The organism is Streptomyces sp. CO7 (genome assembly GCF_053474865.1).
In genome coordinates, this window is record NZ_JBRIOU010000002.1 from 909,052 (window position 1) to 924,828 (window position 15,777).

Sequence of the window (15,777 nt, forward strand, 5' to 3'; positions counted from 1 at the left end):
GGCCAGTCCTGCCTCGCCACCGCCTCGAACACACCGCGATCCGCGTCCAGCATGCGTTGCAGCACCCCCCTGGCCGTTCCGCACGATCCGTGGGCGCCGCCCGCGCCCCCGCCACCACCGAAGTCACGCGTCATCCCCGACGAGTACCCGCACAGGGAGGTTTCCCGTCGCAGACACACCGCACGCGCCCCGAACCGCGGGCGGCGGCGCGCGCACGTGCACGAACCGCCGCGAAAGGGAACCCGGCAGCACACGCGCCCTCGTCGCCGAGCGGAAGGAGGGGAACCGGATGCGCCTGCTGCTCATCCGCCACGGGCAGATCCCGTCCAACGCGCACAACGTGCTGGACACCCGCGTGCCCGGCCCCGCACTGACGGAGCTGGGGGAGCGGCAGGCACGGGCCCTCCCGGACGCCCTGCACGGCGAGGACATCGGCGCCCTGTTCGCCTCCACCCTGCTGCGCACCCAGCAGACCGCCCGCCCGCTCGCCCGCGAACTAGGCCTTCAGGTGCGGGTGCGCGACGGCCTCCGTGAGGTCACCGCCGGGGAGCTGGAGGGCGAGCCGGGGGACGGCGGGCGCGGGCTGCGGTACATGGAGATCGCCTTCTCCTGGGCGGCCGGCCAGGTCGGACGGCGGATGCCGGGCGGCGAGAACGGCGTGGAGATGCTCGGCCGCTACGACGCCGTCGTCGAGGAGGCGGCCGCCCTCGGGGCCGGAACCGTGGCCCTCGTCAGCCACGGCGCGGCCATCCGCACCTGGACCGCCGCCCGCGCCGCCAACGTCGACGTGGAGTTCGCCGCGTCCCACCCGCTTGAGAACACCGGCGTGGTCGTCCTGGAGGGCTCCCCCGAGGACGGCTGGAAGGCCCTGTCCTGGGCCGGGGCCGTGGTCTCCAGCCCCGGCCCGGACTCCGGCAGCGGCCCCACGGGCCGCCCCGTGGAATGACGCCGCTCCGCGGAACGCCGCCCTCGCGAGGAGTGACGCGGGATAACGGTTTGCCCTGGTCGCGGGGGGACCCGGACAATGCCTCCCCATGGGATACCTGGAAGCCGCGCACCTCGAGTACTACCTGCCCGACGGCCGAGCCCTGCTCGGCGACGTCTCCTTCCGGGTGGGCGAGGGCGCGGTCGTCGCGCTGGTCGGCCCCAACGGCGCGGGCAAGACCACCCTGCTGAGACTGATCTCCGGCGAGCTCAAGCCGCACGGCGGCACCGTGACCGTGCAGGGCGGACTCGGCGTGATGCGCCAGTTCGTCGGCTCGGTGCGCGACGAGACCACCGTCCGCGACCTGCTGGTGTCCGTCTCCACGCCGCGGATCAAGGCCGCCGCCGACGCGGTGGACGCGGCCGAGCTGGCGATGATGACGCAGGACGACGAGGCCGCGCAGATGCGCTACGCGCAGGCGCTGGCCGACTGGGGCGAGGCCGGCGGCTACGAGGCCGAGACGCTCTGGGACATCTGCACCACCGCCGCGCTCGGCGTGCCCTACGACAAGGCGCAGTGGCGGCAGGTGCGGACCCTCTCCGGAGGCGAGCAGAAGCGCCTGGTCCTGGAGGCGCTGCTGCGCGGCACCGACGAGGTGCTGCTGCTCGACGAGCCGGACAACTACCTCGACGTGCCCGGCAAGCGGTGGCTCGAGGAGCGCCTGGGCGAGACCCGCAAGACGGTGCTGTTCGTCTCCCACGACCGGGAGCTGCTCTCCCGGGCGGCGCAGAAGATCGTCAGCGTGGAGCCCGGCCCGGCGGGGGCGGACGCCTGGGTGCACGGCGGCGGCTTCGCCACCTACCACGAGGCGCGCCGTGAGCGGTTCGCCCGCTTCGAGGAACTGCGGCGGCGCTGGGACGAGAAGCACGCACAGCTGAAGAAGCTGGTGATCAACCTGCGGCAGGCGGCGGCGGTCAGCCACGAGATGGCCTCCCGTTACGCCGCCGCGCAGACCCGGCTGCGCAAGTTCGAGGAGGCGGGCCCGCCGCCGGAGCCGCCGCGCGAGCAGGAGATCACCATGCGGCTCAAGGGCGGCCGGACCGGCGTGCGGGCGCTGACCTGCGAGTCGCTGGAGCTCACCGGGCTGATGAAGCCGTTCGACCTGGAGGTCTTCTACGGCGAACGGGTCGCCGTCCTCGGCTCCAACGGCTCCGGCAAGTCGCACTTCCTGCGGCTGCTCGCCGGGGAGGACGTCGCGCACACCGGCGCCTGGAAGCTGGGGGCGCGGGTGGTGCCCGGCCACTTCGCCCAGACGCACGCCCATCCCGAGCTGCTGGGGCGCACCCTGCTGGACATCCTGTGGACCGAGCACGCGCAGGACCGCGGGGCGGCGATGTCCCGGCTGCGCCGCTACGAGCTCACCAAGCAGGCCGAGCAGAACTTCGACCGGCTCTCCGGCGGGCAGCAGGCCCGGTTCCAGATCCTGCTGCTGGAACTGCAGGGCGTCACCGCGCTGCTGCTCGACGAGCCGACCGACAACCTCGACCTGGAGTCGGCCGAGGCGCTGCAGGAAGGGCTGGAGGCGTTCGACGGCACGGTCCTCGCGGTGACGCACGACCGGTGGTTCGCCCGGTCCTTCGACCGGTTCCTCGTCTTCGGCAGCGACGGCAACGTCCGCGAGACCCCGGCGCCCGTCTGGGACGAACGCCGCGTGGAGCGCCCTCGCTGACCAGGGGCGCGCAGTGACGCCGGCGGCGGCGGGTGGTACCGTTGTCGCCGGCGCGACGACCGGTTCGCCCGTGGAGATCCGAGGAGGTGTGTTGATGACTGTCGTGGAGACGCCTGCCGTGTGCGGCGCCCGGACCATCCACACTTCCCGGGCCTCGTCCTGACCCTCGCCTGCCTTCCTCCCTCGTAGGAGCGATCCGGCACGCCTGTCGTCCGGCGGGGCCCCTGTTCAAGGGTCTCCACGTTGTCCCATCACCCCGTTCCACACACCTCCGCGCACTCCTCCTCCGCGCACACTCCTTCCGCACGCGTCCTGACGCCGGCCGACTACGGCTGGGACAGTGACCGTGAGCGCTCCTTCGCCCCTTCGCGGGCCGGCGGACTGGTCCCCGGCCGCGTCGTGCGGGCCGAACGCCGCCGGTGCGACGTCGTCGGCGAGACCGGCCCCGTCCGCGTGCTGGTGCCCTCCCGGGGCGCCGGCGACCCGCTGACGCCCTGCACCGGCGACTGGGTGGCCGTCCGGCCCGCCGGCGCGGCCACCTCCGCCACGGTGGTGGAGGTCCTGGAGCGCCGGACCGCCGTGGTCCGCGCCACCACCTCGCGCACCTCACAGGCCCAGGTACTGGCCGCGAACGTCGACACCGTCGCGGTGGCCGTCTCCCTCGCCGACCCGCTCCGGCTCGGGCGGATCGAGCGGATGCTCGCGCTGGCCTGGGAGAGCGGCGCCACCCCCGTCGTCGTGCTCACCAAGGCCGACCGGTGCGAGGACCCGGCCGGGGCCGCCGCCGAGGTGGCCACGGCCGCGCCGGGCGCCGAGGTGCTGGTCACCAGCGCCGCCACCGGCGAGGGCCTGGACGTCCTCACCGCCGTCCTGTCGGGCACGGTCGTCCTGCTCGGCCCCTCGGGCGCGGGCAAGTCCACCCTCGGCAACCGCCTCCTCGGCGAGGATCTCCTGGCCACCGGAGCGGTGCGCGACAGCGACGGCAAGGGCCGGCACACCACCGCCTGGCGTGAGCTGCTGCCGCTGCCCCACGGCGGCGTCCTCATCGACACCCCGGGCCTGCGGGGCGTCGGCCTGCACGACGCCGGAGAGGGTCTGGAGCAGACCTTCGCCGACATCGCCGAGCTGGCCGAGGACTGCCGGTTCGCGGACTGCGCCCACGCCACCGAGCCGGGCTGCGCGGTGCTCGCCGCCGTCGAGGGCGGCCACCTCACCCGGCGTCGCCTCGACAGCTACCACCGCCTGCAGCGCGAGAACGCCCACGCCGCCGCCCGCACCGACGCGAGGCTGCGCGCCGAGCTGGAGCGGCCGATGAAGCAGATCACGCGCCAGGTGCGTGCCCTCAAGCGCTCCCCCCACTTCAAGGCATGACGGAAAGGACTCTGGGCATGGACCTTCCCCGCATCTTCACCGTCCGCGAGAGCGGACACCGCATCCACAACCCGCTGACCGCCGGCAAGCTCGCCGCTCTCGGCACGTCGCTCCGCCTCCCCCCCGGGACACGGGTGCTCGACCTGGCCAGCGGCTCGGGCGAGATGCTGTGCACCTGGGCGCGTGACCTGGGCGTCACCGGCACCGGCGTGGACATCAGCACCGTGTTCACCGCGCAGGCCCGGGCCCGCGCCGCCGAACTCGGCGTCGCCGACCGGGTCGCGTTCGTCCACGGCGACGCCGCCGGCCACGTCGCGGAGGAGCCCGTCGATCTGGCCGCGTGCGTCGGCGCCACCTGGATCGGCGACGGTGTAGCGGGCACGATCGCGCTGCTCGACCGCAGTCTGCGCCCCGGAGGGCTGATGCTGATCGGCGAACCGTTCTGGCTGCGTACCCCTCCGGACGAGGAGACCGCCCGCGCCTGCCAGGCCGGCTCCGTCGCCGACTTCCTGCTCCTGCCGGAGCTGATCGAGCGGTTCCAGGAGCTCGGGTACGACGTCGTGGAGATGACGCTCGCCGACCAGGACAGCTGGGACCGCTACGTCGCGGCCCAGTGGCTCTCCATGCGCCGCTGGCTCGACGCGCACCCGGACGACGAACTCGCCCCCGAGGTGCGGGAGCAGCTCGGCTCGGAGCCCGCGCGGTACGCGCGCCACGGACGTGAGTACCTCGGCTGGGGCGTCTTCGCCCTCATGAAGCGCTGACGCTCCCGTCCCGTGCGGGGCCCGGACGGCGTACCGTCCGGGCCCCGCACGGGGCACTCCGTCACCGCGGACAGGTCAGGTCCAGCGCAGGAGGGCGCCCAGGCCGCCGATGGGGAGCACGGGGGAGTCGTCCTCGAGAGCGGGCTCCACGGAGACGGCCGGCGTCCCCGCGGCGACCGCGGAACGCAGCAACGCGTCGTCCGCCCTCGCCGCCCACGCGTGCTGCTCGCCGAGGATCCGCAGGTCGGAGCGCCGCACCGCGAGCTGGTCCGGCTCCTCGCCGATCCAGATCTGCCGGTGCCCGTCCGGCCCGTCGGGATGGACCAGCAGCTCGTCGATCCGGTGCTCGCGCGCCGCCTCCACCAGCGCGGGCACCCCCTCGACCGCTCCCGCGCCGCCCTGCGGGTCACGGCCCCGCGCGGCCAGGAACCGCCCGAGGTCCGCCTCCGCCCGCTGCCGCTCGTGGGTGGCGCGCAGGTCCTCCACCTCGCCGTCGAGCAGGCGGCTGCCCGCCCCGTGCGAGGCCTCCACCGTGCAGTCCCGCACCGCCTGCGGCAGCGCGTCGCGCACCGTGCGCCGGTCGCGGTCCTCGCCGACCAGGATCAGCAGGTCGGCCCGCGTCTCCTCCAGGCAGGCCGCCGCCTCCCGCGCGACCTCCGCCGCGTTGCGCTCCCAGGTGTTCTCCACCGCCAGCTGGAAGTGCCGCTCCGACCAGTCGGACGAGGAGGTGCGGTGCAGCGGCCACTGGCTGCCGACCACCTCCCCGGCGGGCGAGGAGCCGAGCGCGCTGCGCAGCTCCAGATCGGCGCCGCGGCGGCTCAGGTAGACGACCAGGCAGGTGGGGTCCTCGCCCAGCAGGTTCAGCAGTGGTGAGACGTGCGGCAGCGGCGCCCACACCGCGGTGGTCTCCCGCTGCGGGGGCCGGGCCAGCGACGGGTCCAGGACCACCTCGCCGTCGTGGGCGAAGATCGCCCGGCCGTGCGGTTCGCCGGAGTGCTGGAGTCCGTCGACCGCCGCCCGCACCGCCTCGCAGGTCGCCTCGTCCGCACCCTGCGAGGCCAGCTCACGGGCGACCGCCTGGGCGGTCAGGTGCCTCTCGTGCGGCGTGTCCTGGGTGTGGCGCGAGGTGTCCACGTAGACCGAGGCCCACGGGCCCCGGCGCTCGTACAAGGGCTGAAGAAAAGCGAGATCCATGGTTCCGCGTCCGATGTCGGTCCGAAGTCGGTCGGGTGGTTGTCTTCCTTCGTGCGTCGGATCCGTGTCCCAGGCGGGTACCCGTGGCCCCATGAAGGAACACGAGGAACGGGGTGCCGCCATGGCAGGAGTCGAACCTGACCGGCTGGACGACCAGCAGCTGATGAAGGAACTCGAGACCATCCACCGCACACGTCACGACACGCTGCTGCACGGGTCCGGCGACGCGCTGCGCACCCACAACGAGCGGATGGCCCAGCTCGAGGGCGAGTACCTGCGCCGCCACCCGCGCCGCCCGGTCTCCGCGGGGCGCACCCGTGAGGGCGCCCGGGAACGCGACCCCGAGCAGGCCGCCCGCGACTGAGCGGGACGCCGCCACGGCGACCCGCCGGCACGAGACTCCGTCGGCAGGCGGCCGCGCCGGCAGGCGGCTGCGCCGGCACGGACGCGGTGAGGGGGCCGGCCCATCAGGGCCGGCCCCCTCACCGTTGTGCCGTCGCGCGGCCTCGCCGCGGCGGACGGGGTCTCAGCCCCGGTTCTCCGAGACCTTGGCGAACTCCCGCAGCAGGGCCTCGTCGAAGGCGTCGAGGTCGTCCGGCTTGCGGCTGGTGACCAGGACGTTCGGGCCGTTGGTGTCGACCTTGACCTCCTCGTCCACCCAGGTGCCGCCGGCGTTGGCGATGTCGGTCCGCAGGCTCGGCCAGGAGGCGAGCTCCCGGCCGGAGACCACCCCGGCCTCCACCAGCGTCCACGGGGCGTGACAGATCGCCGCGACCGGGACGCCGCGGTCGAAGAAGTCCTTCACCAGCTCGACGGCCTTCTCGTCCATCCGCAGGGCGTCGGGGTTGGCGACGCCGCCGGGAAGCACCAGGCCGTCGAACTCGTCGGCCGAGACCTCGTCCACGGTCCGGTCGACGGGGAAGGTGTCCGCCTTGTCCAGGTGGTTGAAGCCCTGGACCTCGCCGGACTGCGTGGACACGAGGACCGCCTCGTGTCCCGCGTCGGTCACGGCCTGCCAGGGCTTGGTCAGTTCGATCTGCTCGACGCCCTCGGGGGCGGTCAGAAACGCGATGCGCATGGTCCGTTCCTCATCCTCTCTCTCGTTACTCCGGACGGGTGATCGCCTCGGCGAGTTGCTGGACGTTCGAGTAGCGGGCCTTGTGCGGCAGGTGCTCCAGGGGCTCCACCAGGGCGTCCGGGGCATGGTTGCGGCGCAGGGTGCGCGCCAGCTGCTGCGGGCCGGCCGGGAAGGCCGTGCGGCCCAGGATCCGGGCGAGCTTTAGCCGGACGGTGGCCAGTGGGGCCTCCCGCACCTCCGCCGTGCCGCCCGCCACCGCCGGGTCGTCGTCGGCGACCGGCTCGGGGTCGTGCCATTCCTCCGTACGGGTGGGGTGTCCGGACTGCAGCAGACCCCGCAGCTCGTGCTTCATCTCGTCGTCCCGGTGAACGCTCAACCGGTCGCTGCCACGCTGCATGGCTCCCTCCACATCTTCGGGTGGCCCCCGCGTACCCGAGGAGGCGGAGGCGACACACCGACGGTCCCGGGCCGGAGCGGGCGGAATCCCGTCGGCGCGCGGGAGTCCGAAATGTCCGGCAGGCTGATGGTGACCCGGGGCGTTCCGGCGCCCCCGTTCACCCCTGGGAGGACGGACCCATGGTGGTGCTCGTAGTGATCATTCCGGTCCTGATGCTCTGCATGATGCTGGCGATGGACTGGTACGAGGACTTCGTCTTCCCTCGCCCCGAGGGGGACACGGCCTCGGAAGAGGGGGATGTCGCACTGCCTGCCTCGACACCCCTGCCGGTTCCTCTGGCGCTTCCCGCGCCGCCGGCGGTACGGCCCGCCCTGCCGGGCGGCACGCCCGGAACGGGCGGTCAGCCGGGACGGACGTCCTGAGACGTCGTCCGGGCCAGGCGTCACGGAGGGGGAGGCGGGCCACGAAAGGGGCCCCGGCCTCCCCCGTTCGGCGGTGGGGGTCACGCGGATGGCACCGCGCCGCGCGCGGTGGGCCGGGGACCGGGCTGGGATGGAGTCACCCGTAGTCGTCCGGCTGAAGGAGCTCCGCCCCATGCGCCGCACTCTCCGTGTCCTGTCCGCCGCCGCCCTCGCCGGCGCGGCCGTGACGGTCGCCGCGCCCACCGCCTTCGCGGAACCGGCCTCCTGCGAGGCGGGCACGGCCGGCGCGTCCGCCGAGACCGTGGCGGGCATCGCCACCTCCCAGCAGCGCGCACCACAGCCCGGCGCGGCCGAGGCCTGCCCCGGGCAGGACGGCTCCCGCGGACTGCGCGGGGCGGCGGCCGCGGTCCCCTGCGAGGAGGGCGCGGACCCGGCCGCCTGTGCGGTACCGGAGGACACCGCCCTGCAGGACACCGGCCTCGAGGAGCCGGGGACGGACGAGGCGGTGGCCGGGACGGCGGACGACCTGGCGACGGCGGAGGCGGAGACGCTGACGGGCGACGAGGCCGGGGGCGGCGCGGCGGCCGAGGTGCCGGGTGACCCGGCGCTCGGTTCCGCCACCGGGATCGAGGTCGAGCCGGTCGAGCCGGAGCTCCTCCACGAGCCGGGCGGCGGCCCCGGCGGCCCCGGTGGCGGCCCCGGTGGCGGCCCCGGCGGCGGTCCCGGTGGCGGTCCCGGTGGCCCGGGCGGCTCCGGCGGTGGCCGGGGCGAGGACCCGGGGCACCGTCCGGGACCGGGGGGCTCCGGTGGACAGGGCGGCAAGGAGGGCCACGGCGGCAAGGAGGGCCACGGCGGCAAGGAGGGTCACCACCGCACCGCCCCGCCGGTGCACCGGGGCGTGGAGGCCGGCGCGGGCGGCGCCTTCACCGACTCGGTGCCGCTGCAGGTGGCCGGCGGCCTGCTGATCGCCGGAGCCGCGGTCGCCGCCGGGCACCGGGTCCGGCAGCGTTTCGCCCCCTCGCGCGGCGGCCGCATGCGCTGATCACCGCGCGGCGGGTCATGTCCCGCCCGTCACGGGGTACTCGGGGCCATCGGACACGGCATCCGGTGCGGAAGGTCCGCGACGGCGGATGCCGGTGACCGCGCGGAGGTGCGGATGGCGCGGACGGAGCGGGACGGGGTGGAACCGGCCGTCGGGCACGGCCCGGTGCGGTTCGGGCCGCGCATGCCGGACGACGGCCTGCCGGTGCTCCCGGAACTCACCGCGGTGCTCACCGCCGCCGCCCAGCGGGCCGAGGACGAACCGCCCGGCGGCGGTCCGGCCCTGCTCGAGGCGGCGGCCGGCTACTGGACCCGGCGGGGCCTGCCGGCGGGACCCGACCGCATCGCGGCGGCCCCCGGCGCGCCCGCGCTGCTGCTCGCACTGACCGCCACGCTCGGCGGCGACGTGCTGGTGCCGCGCCCGTGCGCCGCCTGGTGGGCCCCCTACGCGCGCCTGCTGGGCCGCCCCGTCTTCCACGTCCCCACGCCGCCCGAGTCGGGCGGCGTGCCCGACGCCTACGCCCTGCTGGAGACCGTGCGGCGGGTGCGCGCGGAGGGCGGGGACCCGCGCCAGCTGGTGCTCTCGCCCGCCGACGAGCCGACCGGCGTGGTCGCCGCCCCCGACTGCCTGCACGAGACCGTCGAGGCCGCCGAGGCCGAAGGACTCTTCGTGATCAGCGACGAGACCTGGCGCGACACGGTCCACGACCCGCACGCAACCGTGCTGCTCAGCCCCGCCGAGATGCTGCCGGGCCGGGTCGCGGTCGTCTCCGACCTGCGCGGCGGGCTCCTCCCGGCCGGCTGGCCGGCCGCGATCGCCCGCTTCCCGACCGGACCGGGCGACGGCGGAGCGCTGCGCGCCCGGGTGCTCGACGTGCTCACCGCGCTGGGCGCGCAGATCCCCAGGCCCCTCGCCGTCGCCGCCGCCTACGCGCTGAGCGAGCCCGACGAGGTCACCGCCCGCCGCACCGCCTCGGTCCGCCTGCACGCCCGGCTGGCCGCCGCGGTCCACGAACTGGTCGTCTCCATCGGCGGACTGACCCTGCCACCGCAGGCCGGGCGGTGCGTCTACGCGGACCTGTCGCCGCTGGCCGACTCCCTCGCCACCCACGGCGTCGGCGACGCGCAGGAGCTTGAGGAACGGCTCGACGCGCACTACGGCGTCCCCGCGAGCGGAGGCCACCGCTTCGGCGACGACCTCACCGCCCCGCGGGTCCGGTTGTCCACCGGCGACCTGCTCGGCGGCGACGCCACCGAACGCGCCGCCTGCCTGACCGCTCCCGACCCGCTGGAACTGCACCGGGTGAGGGGGGCGCTGACCCGATGGAGAACGGCCTTCGACGGCCTCGGCACACCGGCCGAGCGAGGGGAGAGCTTGCGATGACCCAACCGCGCTACCGGTCACAGCAGTTGCCCGGCCCCGACGACCGGATCGGCCCCGACGACCCGCAGGACCCCGACCACCGGGGCGACCCGGACCACCGCGGCGACGCCGGTCGCCGGTTCGGGGAGCATCCCGGACCGGGGGGAGGACAGGAGGGGAGCCCGGGGCGGCTGCGCACCGCCGCGCCGCCGCCCCGGACCCGCACCCTCCCACCCGACGGCATCACGGCGCCCGGCCAGGGCCGCCGCTGGCCCAAGTCGTTCGAGGACCGGCTGACCGCCCCGCTGCCCGGGCTGCGCTCCTTCGCGCGGTTCGCCCGCGAGGGCGCGGTGCGGCCCAAGCGCGAAGGGCTGGCGGACATCCCCCGCATCCCCTGCCGCCCCGAGCCGCTGCCCCGGGTCGACGCGCGTCAGGTGGCCGTCAGCTGGGCGGGACACGCCAGCTGGGTGATCCGCATCGGCGGCCTGACCGTGCTCGCCGACCCGGTGTGGTCCCGCCGGATCCTCGGCACGCCCGCCCGCGTCACGCCGGTCGGCGTGCCCTGGGACGCGCTGCCCCCGGTGGATGCCGTGGTGATCAGCCACAACCACTACGACCACCTCGACCTGCCGACCCTGCGCCGGCTGCCGTCCGACACCCCGATGTTCGTGCCCGGGGGGCTGGGCCGGTGGTGCACCCGCAAGGGCTTCAAGCGGGTGGTGGAGCTCGACTGGTGGGAGTCGGCCCGGCTGGGCGGCGTACGGCTGGACTTCGTGCCGTCGCACCACTGGTCCAAGCGCACCCTCACCGACACCTGCCGCACCCTGTGGGGCGGCTGGATGCTCACCGCGGACCCCGGCGACGACGCCGGCCCGGGCACCGGCGGCGAGGGGGAGCGGCGGCGCGTGTACTTCGCCGGCGACACCGGCTACGGGCACTGGTTCCGGCGGATCGGCGAGCGCTACCCCGGCATCGACCTGGCGCTGATGCCCATCGGCGCCTACGAACCCCGGTGGTGGCTGCGCGACGTCCACTGCGACCCGGAGGAGGCGGTCCGCGCCACCCTCGACCTCGGAGCCCGGCGGATGGCCCCGATGCACTGGGGCACCTTCCTGCTCTCCTCCGAGCCGGTCATGGAACCCCTGCACCGGGTCCGCGCGGCCTGGGCCGCGGCCGGCCGTGACCGTGAGGACCTGTGGGACCTGCCGATCGGCGGATCGCGGGTGCTCGGCGACTGACCGCCGACAGCCGCGCACGAGGGGGGGCCGGCGACGGCCCCCCTCTCACCGGTCCTTGTAATGACTCCAGGCGGCCGGGGCCGCGCTGATCACCACGGTCAGGAGCACCGCCGCGACCACGCCCTTCCACGGCTCGTCGAAGAGCGACCCGCCGAGCACCCCGATCACCTGGTACGTCGCCGCCCACGCCACACAGGCCGGGGCGTTGCCGCGCACGAAGCGGGCCAGCGGCCAGTGGGACACCAGGCAGGCCAGCATCACTGGCAGCCGCCCTCCGGGAATCAGCCGGGACAGCACCAGCACCGGCACCGCGTGACGACGCAGCCGGTCCTGGGCGTGCTCCATCCGCTCCTGCGGCGCCCGGTCGCGGATGCGCTCCAGCCAGCGGGTGCCGCCCCGGGAGTCCATGCCGCGCCGGCCCAGCGAGTACAGGGCCATGTCCCCGAGGAACGCGGCCGTCGAGGCCACCAGCAGCTCCACACCCAGCGACACCCCCGGCGCGCCGTGGTGGAACGCCACCACCGCGCCCGAGCTGACCAGCGCCCCCGTCGGGATCACGGGCACCAGCGAACCGGCCAGCACCAGCAGGAACAGCATCGGATAGCCGACCGCGCCGTCCGGCGTCATCCGGCGTCCCCGAACCGCGCCGACTCGCCGTGGTCCAGCAGACGCACGTCGACCTCCGGGGCGCTGCGCGCCGCGAGCCGGGCGAACTCGTCGCCCGGCGCGTGGAACTCGTACGGCCGCACGGCGTCCATGCCCACCGGCCAGAACGTCCCGTAGTGCACCGGCACCGCGCAGCTCGGACCCAGCGTCCGCAGCACCTCCGCCGCCCGGGCCGCGTTGAGATGGCCCTCGCCGAGGAACGGACCCCAGCCGCCCACCGGCAGCAGCGCCAGGTCGACCGGACCCACCTCCTCGGCCATGGTCTCGAACAGGCCGGTGTCCCCGGCGAAGTAGGTGCGCTGCTCGCCCTCGACCACGAAGCCCAGTGCGGGGGAGCGCTGCGGGCCGACCGGCAGCCGCCGCCCGTCGTGCAGCGCCGTCACCGCCCGGATGGTCAGGTCGGCGATCCGCACCCGCTCGCCCGGCGCCATCTCCCGCACGTCCAGCTCACGCGACCGGGCCAGCCGGCCCAGCGCCGGCACCGCCCGCCCCGTCCCGTGCGGGACCAGCAGCACGGTGCCCGGGTCCAGCCGGGCCAGCGACGGCAGGTGCAGGTGGTCGGCGTGCAGGTGCGAGACGAGCGCGACCTGCGCACGCCAGGCGTCCGGGGGCGGCGGGGCGCCGCGCCGGCGGCGCAGGTGCGCCAGACGGCGCGTGAACAGGGGGTCGGTCAGGACGCGCACACCGGAGTCCCGCAGCGTGCAGGTGGCGTGTCCCCACCAGGTGATCTCCGCGGGCACCTCGATGCCCTCCTTTCCGCGACTTGCCGACGAGCCTACGGGTAACGGCACGGTGGGCGGGGGCAGGCCGGTCGGGCTGCCCGTACCTGCCGTCTGCCCGGTATGACAGGGTTGAACGGCCCACCCGCCGGACAGGTGGATCACAGGCCGAGAACGCGAGGTGCGAGTGAAGGACCGCTGGCGGCGGGGCGCGGGACAACTGGGGCGGAGCGTCGCCGTGTGGGTGGTCTCCACGCTCACCATGCTCGTCCTGGCCGGGCTGCTGCCCGACTTCCGACTGGAGGCGCCCGACGGCGCCAGCGCGACCCGGCTCGGCGTCACCGCGGCGCTCGGGGCCGGTGTCTTCGGCCTGCTGTCCGCGCTGGTCTGGCCGCTGCTGGTGCGGCTGCTGCTCCTGGTGCCCGCGCTGGTGCTGGGGCTGCTGGTGTTCTTCCTCAACGGCGGTCTGCTCCTGGTCGCTCTGTGGGTCAACCCCGTCCAGCGCGGGGAGGCCGGACCGCAGACCGCGGTGGTGGTCGCCGCGGTGATGTCCGCGGTGGCCTCGGCCACCGGCGGCGCCCTCGCCGTCCGCGACGACGACGCCTACCGCCGCCGCCTCTACCGGCTGTCCGACCGCCGCAACCGACGCGAGGCGCGCGCCGCGATCGAGGGCCCGGTCACCCCCGGCATCGTCTTCGTCCAGCTGGACGGCGTCGGCCACGACGTGCTGATGGACGCCGTCGAGCGAGGGCTGATGCCCACCGTGGCCCGCCGGCTGGGCAAGGACCCCGCTGCGCACGCGCCCACGCACCGGATCGCGCCCTGGCGCACCGACTGGTCCAGCCAGACCGGCGCCAGCCAGCTCGGCATCCTGCACGGTTCCAACGCCGACGTGCCCGCCTTCCGCTGGTACGACAAGGAGCGCCGCGAGGTGATGGTCTGCAACCGTCCCACCAGCGCCGTGGTGCTGGAGCAGCGGGCCGTCAAGCAGTCCGGCCACCCCGGCCTGCTCGCCGTCGACGGCGCCAGCAGGGGCAACCTGTTCAGCGGCGGGGCGGGCGAACAGGCCCTGGTGCTGTCCATCGCGGCGCGCCGCCGCGGCAAGGGCTTCCGGTCACGGTCCGGCTACTTCGCCTACTTCTCCGACCCCGCCAACGCGGTCCGCACCGCCCTGTCCTTCGTCGCCGAGGTGTTCCGGGAGATCGGGCAGTCGCTGCGGGCCCGGGCCGAGCGCCGGCGGCCGCGGGTCAACCGCGGCGGGCTGTACCCGCTGCTGCGCGCCTTCGTGACGGTCGTCCAGCGGGACGTGGTGGCCTACGCGGTCGCCGGCGACATGCTCACCGGCCGCAGCGCCGTCTACGCCGACCTGGTCGCCTACGACGAGGTGGCGCACCACTCCGGGCCCCGCAGCCGGGACGCCGCGCAGGTGCTGCGCCGGCTGGACCGGACCCTGGCGCTGCTGGAGAAGGTCGCCGAGCACTCTCCCCGGCCCTACCGGTTCGTCGTCCTCTCCGACCACGGGCAGAGCCCCGGCGAGACCTTCCGCTCCCGCTACGGCCTCTCGCTGGCCGACATGGTGCGGGCCGGCTGCGGGCTGCCCGTGCCGCGCCGGGCGCGGCGCACCCGCAGCGGCGCGGAGGCCCGGGCCGCGGTGCTGGCCGCGCTGCACCGGCCGGTCGAGGAGGGTGCCGGGGAGCACCTGCTGCCCACGCCGGGCGCCGAGCCCGTCGTGCTGGCCTCCGGCAACCTGGGCCTGGTGTCCTTCCCCGACGTCGAGCACCGGATGAGCCGCGAGGAGATCGACGCCCGCCACCCCGCGCTGCTGTCCACGCTGGCCGGCCACCCCGGGATCGGCTTCCTGCTGGTCCGCAGCGAGCGGCACGGCGCCCTGGTGATGGCGCACGGCGTCGAGGTCCCGCTGGCGGGGCTCAGCGACGACGAGCCCGGCCCGCTCGCGTGCTACGGCCCCGGGGCGGTGGCCGCCGTGCGGCGCACGGACGGCTTCCCGCACGTGGCCGACATCATGATCAACTCTATGTACGACCCGGCCACCGGCGAGATCCACGCCTTCGAGGAGCAGATCGGCTCGCACGGCGGGCTGGGCGGCGAGCAGAGCCGTGCCTTCCTGATGGCGCCGATGACGCTGCCCGCCCCGGAGGAGGACCTGGTGGGCGCCGAGGCCGTCCACCGGGTGCTGCGGCGGTGGCTGGAGGGTTCGCGGGCCGAGACCTTCGGGCGCGCCGCGGGGAATGTGTGATGGCATGGGGGTAGCCGGTCGAGGTGATCCGGGGCGCCGTCCCGGAAGCCGCATCGGCGTCAGAAGTGTTTCCGTAGGAAGGAATCAAACGTGGCCACCACGCGATCCGCCCACACCGTCTGGGAGGGCAACCTCCTCGAGGGCAACGGCGTCGTCACCTTCGACTCGTCCGGCATCGGCGAGCAGCCGGTCTCCTGGCCGTCGCGGGCCGAGAAGGCCAACGGAAAGACCAGCCCGGAGGAGCTGATCGCCGCGGCCCACTCGTCGTGCTTCTCGATGGCGCTCTCGCACGCCCTGGCCGGCGCCGGCACCCCGCCGGAGCGGCTCACCACCTCCGCGGACGTCACCTTCCAGCCCGGCGAGGGCATCACCGGCATCCACCTGACGGTGGAGGGCACGGTGCCGGGCATCGACGACGACGCGTTCGTCGCCGCCGCCGAGGACGCCAAGAAGAACTGCCCGGTCAGCCAGGCGCTCACCGGCACCACCATCACCCTGTCGGCGAAGCTCGCCTGACACCCCGCCGGCGCGGCGGGGAAGCTTCCCCGCCGCGCCGCCCCGGGGGGCGGCCGGTCACGCGTACCGCCCCCGGGACGCGCGCCGCAGGGCGCGG

Annotated in this window: 16 protein-coding genes; 11 read left to right on the plus strand and 5 right to left on the minus strand. The window is 75.2% G+C overall.

The genetic code is table 11. From position 1 onward, the window contains the following. Window positions 1-289: 289 nt before the first annotated feature. The 4 genes from ACOV8S_RS06145 to ACOV8S_RS06160 all read left to right on the plus strand — a co-directional run bounded on the left by ACOV8S_RS06145 (window position 290) and on the right by ACOV8S_RS06160 (window position 4,789). Window positions 290-946, plus strand: coding sequence for a histidine phosphatase family protein (locus tag ACOV8S_RS06145; protein ID WP_448316524.1), 657 nt, complete (start codon window positions 290-292; stop codon window positions 944-946). An 88-nt stretch (window positions 947-1,034) separates the two neighbouring features. Further along, window positions 1,035-2,654, plus strand: coding sequence for an ABC-F family ATP-binding cassette domain-containing protein (locus ACOV8S_RS06150; protein WP_448316525.1), 1,620 nt, complete (start codon window positions 1,035-1,037; stop codon window positions 2,652-2,654). 312 nt (window positions 2,655-2,966) lie between these two features. Next, window positions 2,967-4,025 carry a ribosome small subunit-dependent GTPase A gene (rsgA, locus tag ACOV8S_RS06155; protein WP_448317377.1) on the plus strand — a complete coding sequence of 353 codons (1,059 nt, stop codon included), beginning with the start codon at window positions 2,967-2,969 and terminating at the stop codon, window positions 4,023-4,025. Window positions 4,026-4,042: 17 nt separating this feature from the next. Continuing rightward, window positions 4,043-4,789, plus strand: coding sequence for an SAM-dependent methyltransferase (locus ACOV8S_RS06160; RefSeq protein WP_448316526.1), 747 nt, complete (start codon window positions 4,043-4,045; stop codon window positions 4,787-4,789). Between the two features lie 75 nt (window positions 4,790-4,864). On the opposite strand, the gene ACOV8S_RS06165 is transcribed toward ACOV8S_RS06160, so the two are convergent. Continuing rightward, entirely contained in the window at window positions 4,865-5,983 is a 1,119-nt protein-coding gene (locus tag ACOV8S_RS06165) for a baeRF2 domain-containing protein (protein WP_448316527.1), read from the minus strand. Window positions 5,984-6,074: 91 nt separating this feature from the next. On the opposite strand from ACOV8S_RS06165, the gene ACOV8S_RS06170 reads away from it, so the two are divergent. Continuing rightward, entirely contained in the window at window positions 6,075-6,347 is a 273-nt protein-coding gene (locus ACOV8S_RS06170) for a DUF6158 family protein (RefSeq protein WP_448316528.1), read from the plus strand. A gap of 162 nt (window positions 6,348-6,509) precedes the next feature. On the opposite strand, the gene ACOV8S_RS06175 is transcribed toward ACOV8S_RS06170, so the two are convergent. After that, entirely contained in the window at window positions 6,510-7,061 is a 552-nt protein-coding gene (locus ACOV8S_RS06175) for a type 1 glutamine amidotransferase domain-containing protein (RefSeq protein WP_448316529.1), read from the minus strand. A gap of 25 nt (window positions 7,062-7,086) precedes the next feature. Next, entirely contained in the window at window positions 7,087-7,458 is a 372-nt protein-coding gene (locus ACOV8S_RS06180) for a DUF2795 domain-containing protein (RefSeq protein ID WP_448316530.1), read from the minus strand. A gap of 179 nt (window positions 7,459-7,637) precedes the next feature. Between ACOV8S_RS06180 and ACOV8S_RS06185 the strand changes: the two genes are divergently transcribed. The 4 genes from ACOV8S_RS06185 (at window position 7,638) to ACOV8S_RS06200 (ending at window position 11,522) form a co-directional block, all read left to right on the plus strand. After that, entirely contained in the window at window positions 7,638-7,880 is a 243-nt protein-coding gene (locus ACOV8S_RS06185; protein ID WP_448316531.1) for a hypothetical protein, read from the plus strand. 172 nt (window positions 7,881-8,052) lie between these two features. Then, a complete protein-coding gene (locus tag ACOV8S_RS06190) occupies window positions 8,053-8,922 on the plus strand; it encodes a hypothetical protein (RefSeq protein WP_448316532.1) in 870 nt (289 codons plus the stop codon). Between the two features lie 114 nt (window positions 8,923-9,036). Then, window positions 9,037-10,305 carry an aminotransferase class I/II-fold pyridoxal phosphate-dependent enzyme gene (locus tag ACOV8S_RS06195; protein WP_448316533.1) on the plus strand — a complete coding sequence of 423 codons (1,269 nt, stop codon included), beginning with the start codon at window positions 9,037-9,039 and terminating at the stop codon, window positions 10,303-10,305. Further along, window positions 10,302-11,522 carry an MBL fold metallo-hydrolase gene (locus ACOV8S_RS06200; RefSeq protein WP_448316534.1) on the plus strand — a complete coding sequence of 407 codons (1,221 nt, stop codon included), beginning with the start codon at window positions 10,302-10,304 and terminating at the stop codon, window positions 11,520-11,522. The genes ACOV8S_RS06195 and ACOV8S_RS06200 overlap by 4 nt, the downstream gene beginning before the upstream one ends. Window positions 11,523-11,567: 45 nt before the next feature. Here ACOV8S_RS06200 and ACOV8S_RS06205 read toward each other — a convergent pair whose 3' ends face one another. Continuing rightward, window positions 11,568-12,149 (minus strand): DedA family protein, encoded by a 582-nt coding sequence (locus ACOV8S_RS06205; RefSeq protein ID WP_448316536.1) that lies wholly within the window; start codon window positions 12,147-12,149, stop codon window positions 11,568-11,570. Continuing rightward, window positions 12,146-12,928 (minus strand): MBL fold metallo-hydrolase, encoded by a 783-nt coding sequence (locus ACOV8S_RS06210; RefSeq protein WP_448316537.1) that lies wholly within the window; start codon window positions 12,926-12,928, stop codon window positions 12,146-12,148. Before ACOV8S_RS06210 ends, ACOV8S_RS06205 begins: the two co-directional genes overlap by 4 nt. A 160-nt stretch (window positions 12,929-13,088) precedes the next feature. Between ACOV8S_RS06210 and ACOV8S_RS06215 the strand changes: the two genes are divergently transcribed. Next, a complete protein-coding gene (locus ACOV8S_RS06215) occupies window positions 13,089-15,164 on the plus strand; it encodes a phage holin family protein (protein WP_448316538.1) in 2,076 nt (691 codons plus the stop codon). Between the two features lie 90 nt (window positions 15,165-15,254). Beyond that, complete coding sequence (locus ACOV8S_RS06220; RefSeq protein ID WP_448316539.1) at window positions 15,255-15,680, plus strand: OsmC family protein; 426 nt, start codon at window positions 15,255-15,257, stop codon at window positions 15,678-15,680. Window positions 15,681-15,777 lie beyond the last annotated feature (97 nt).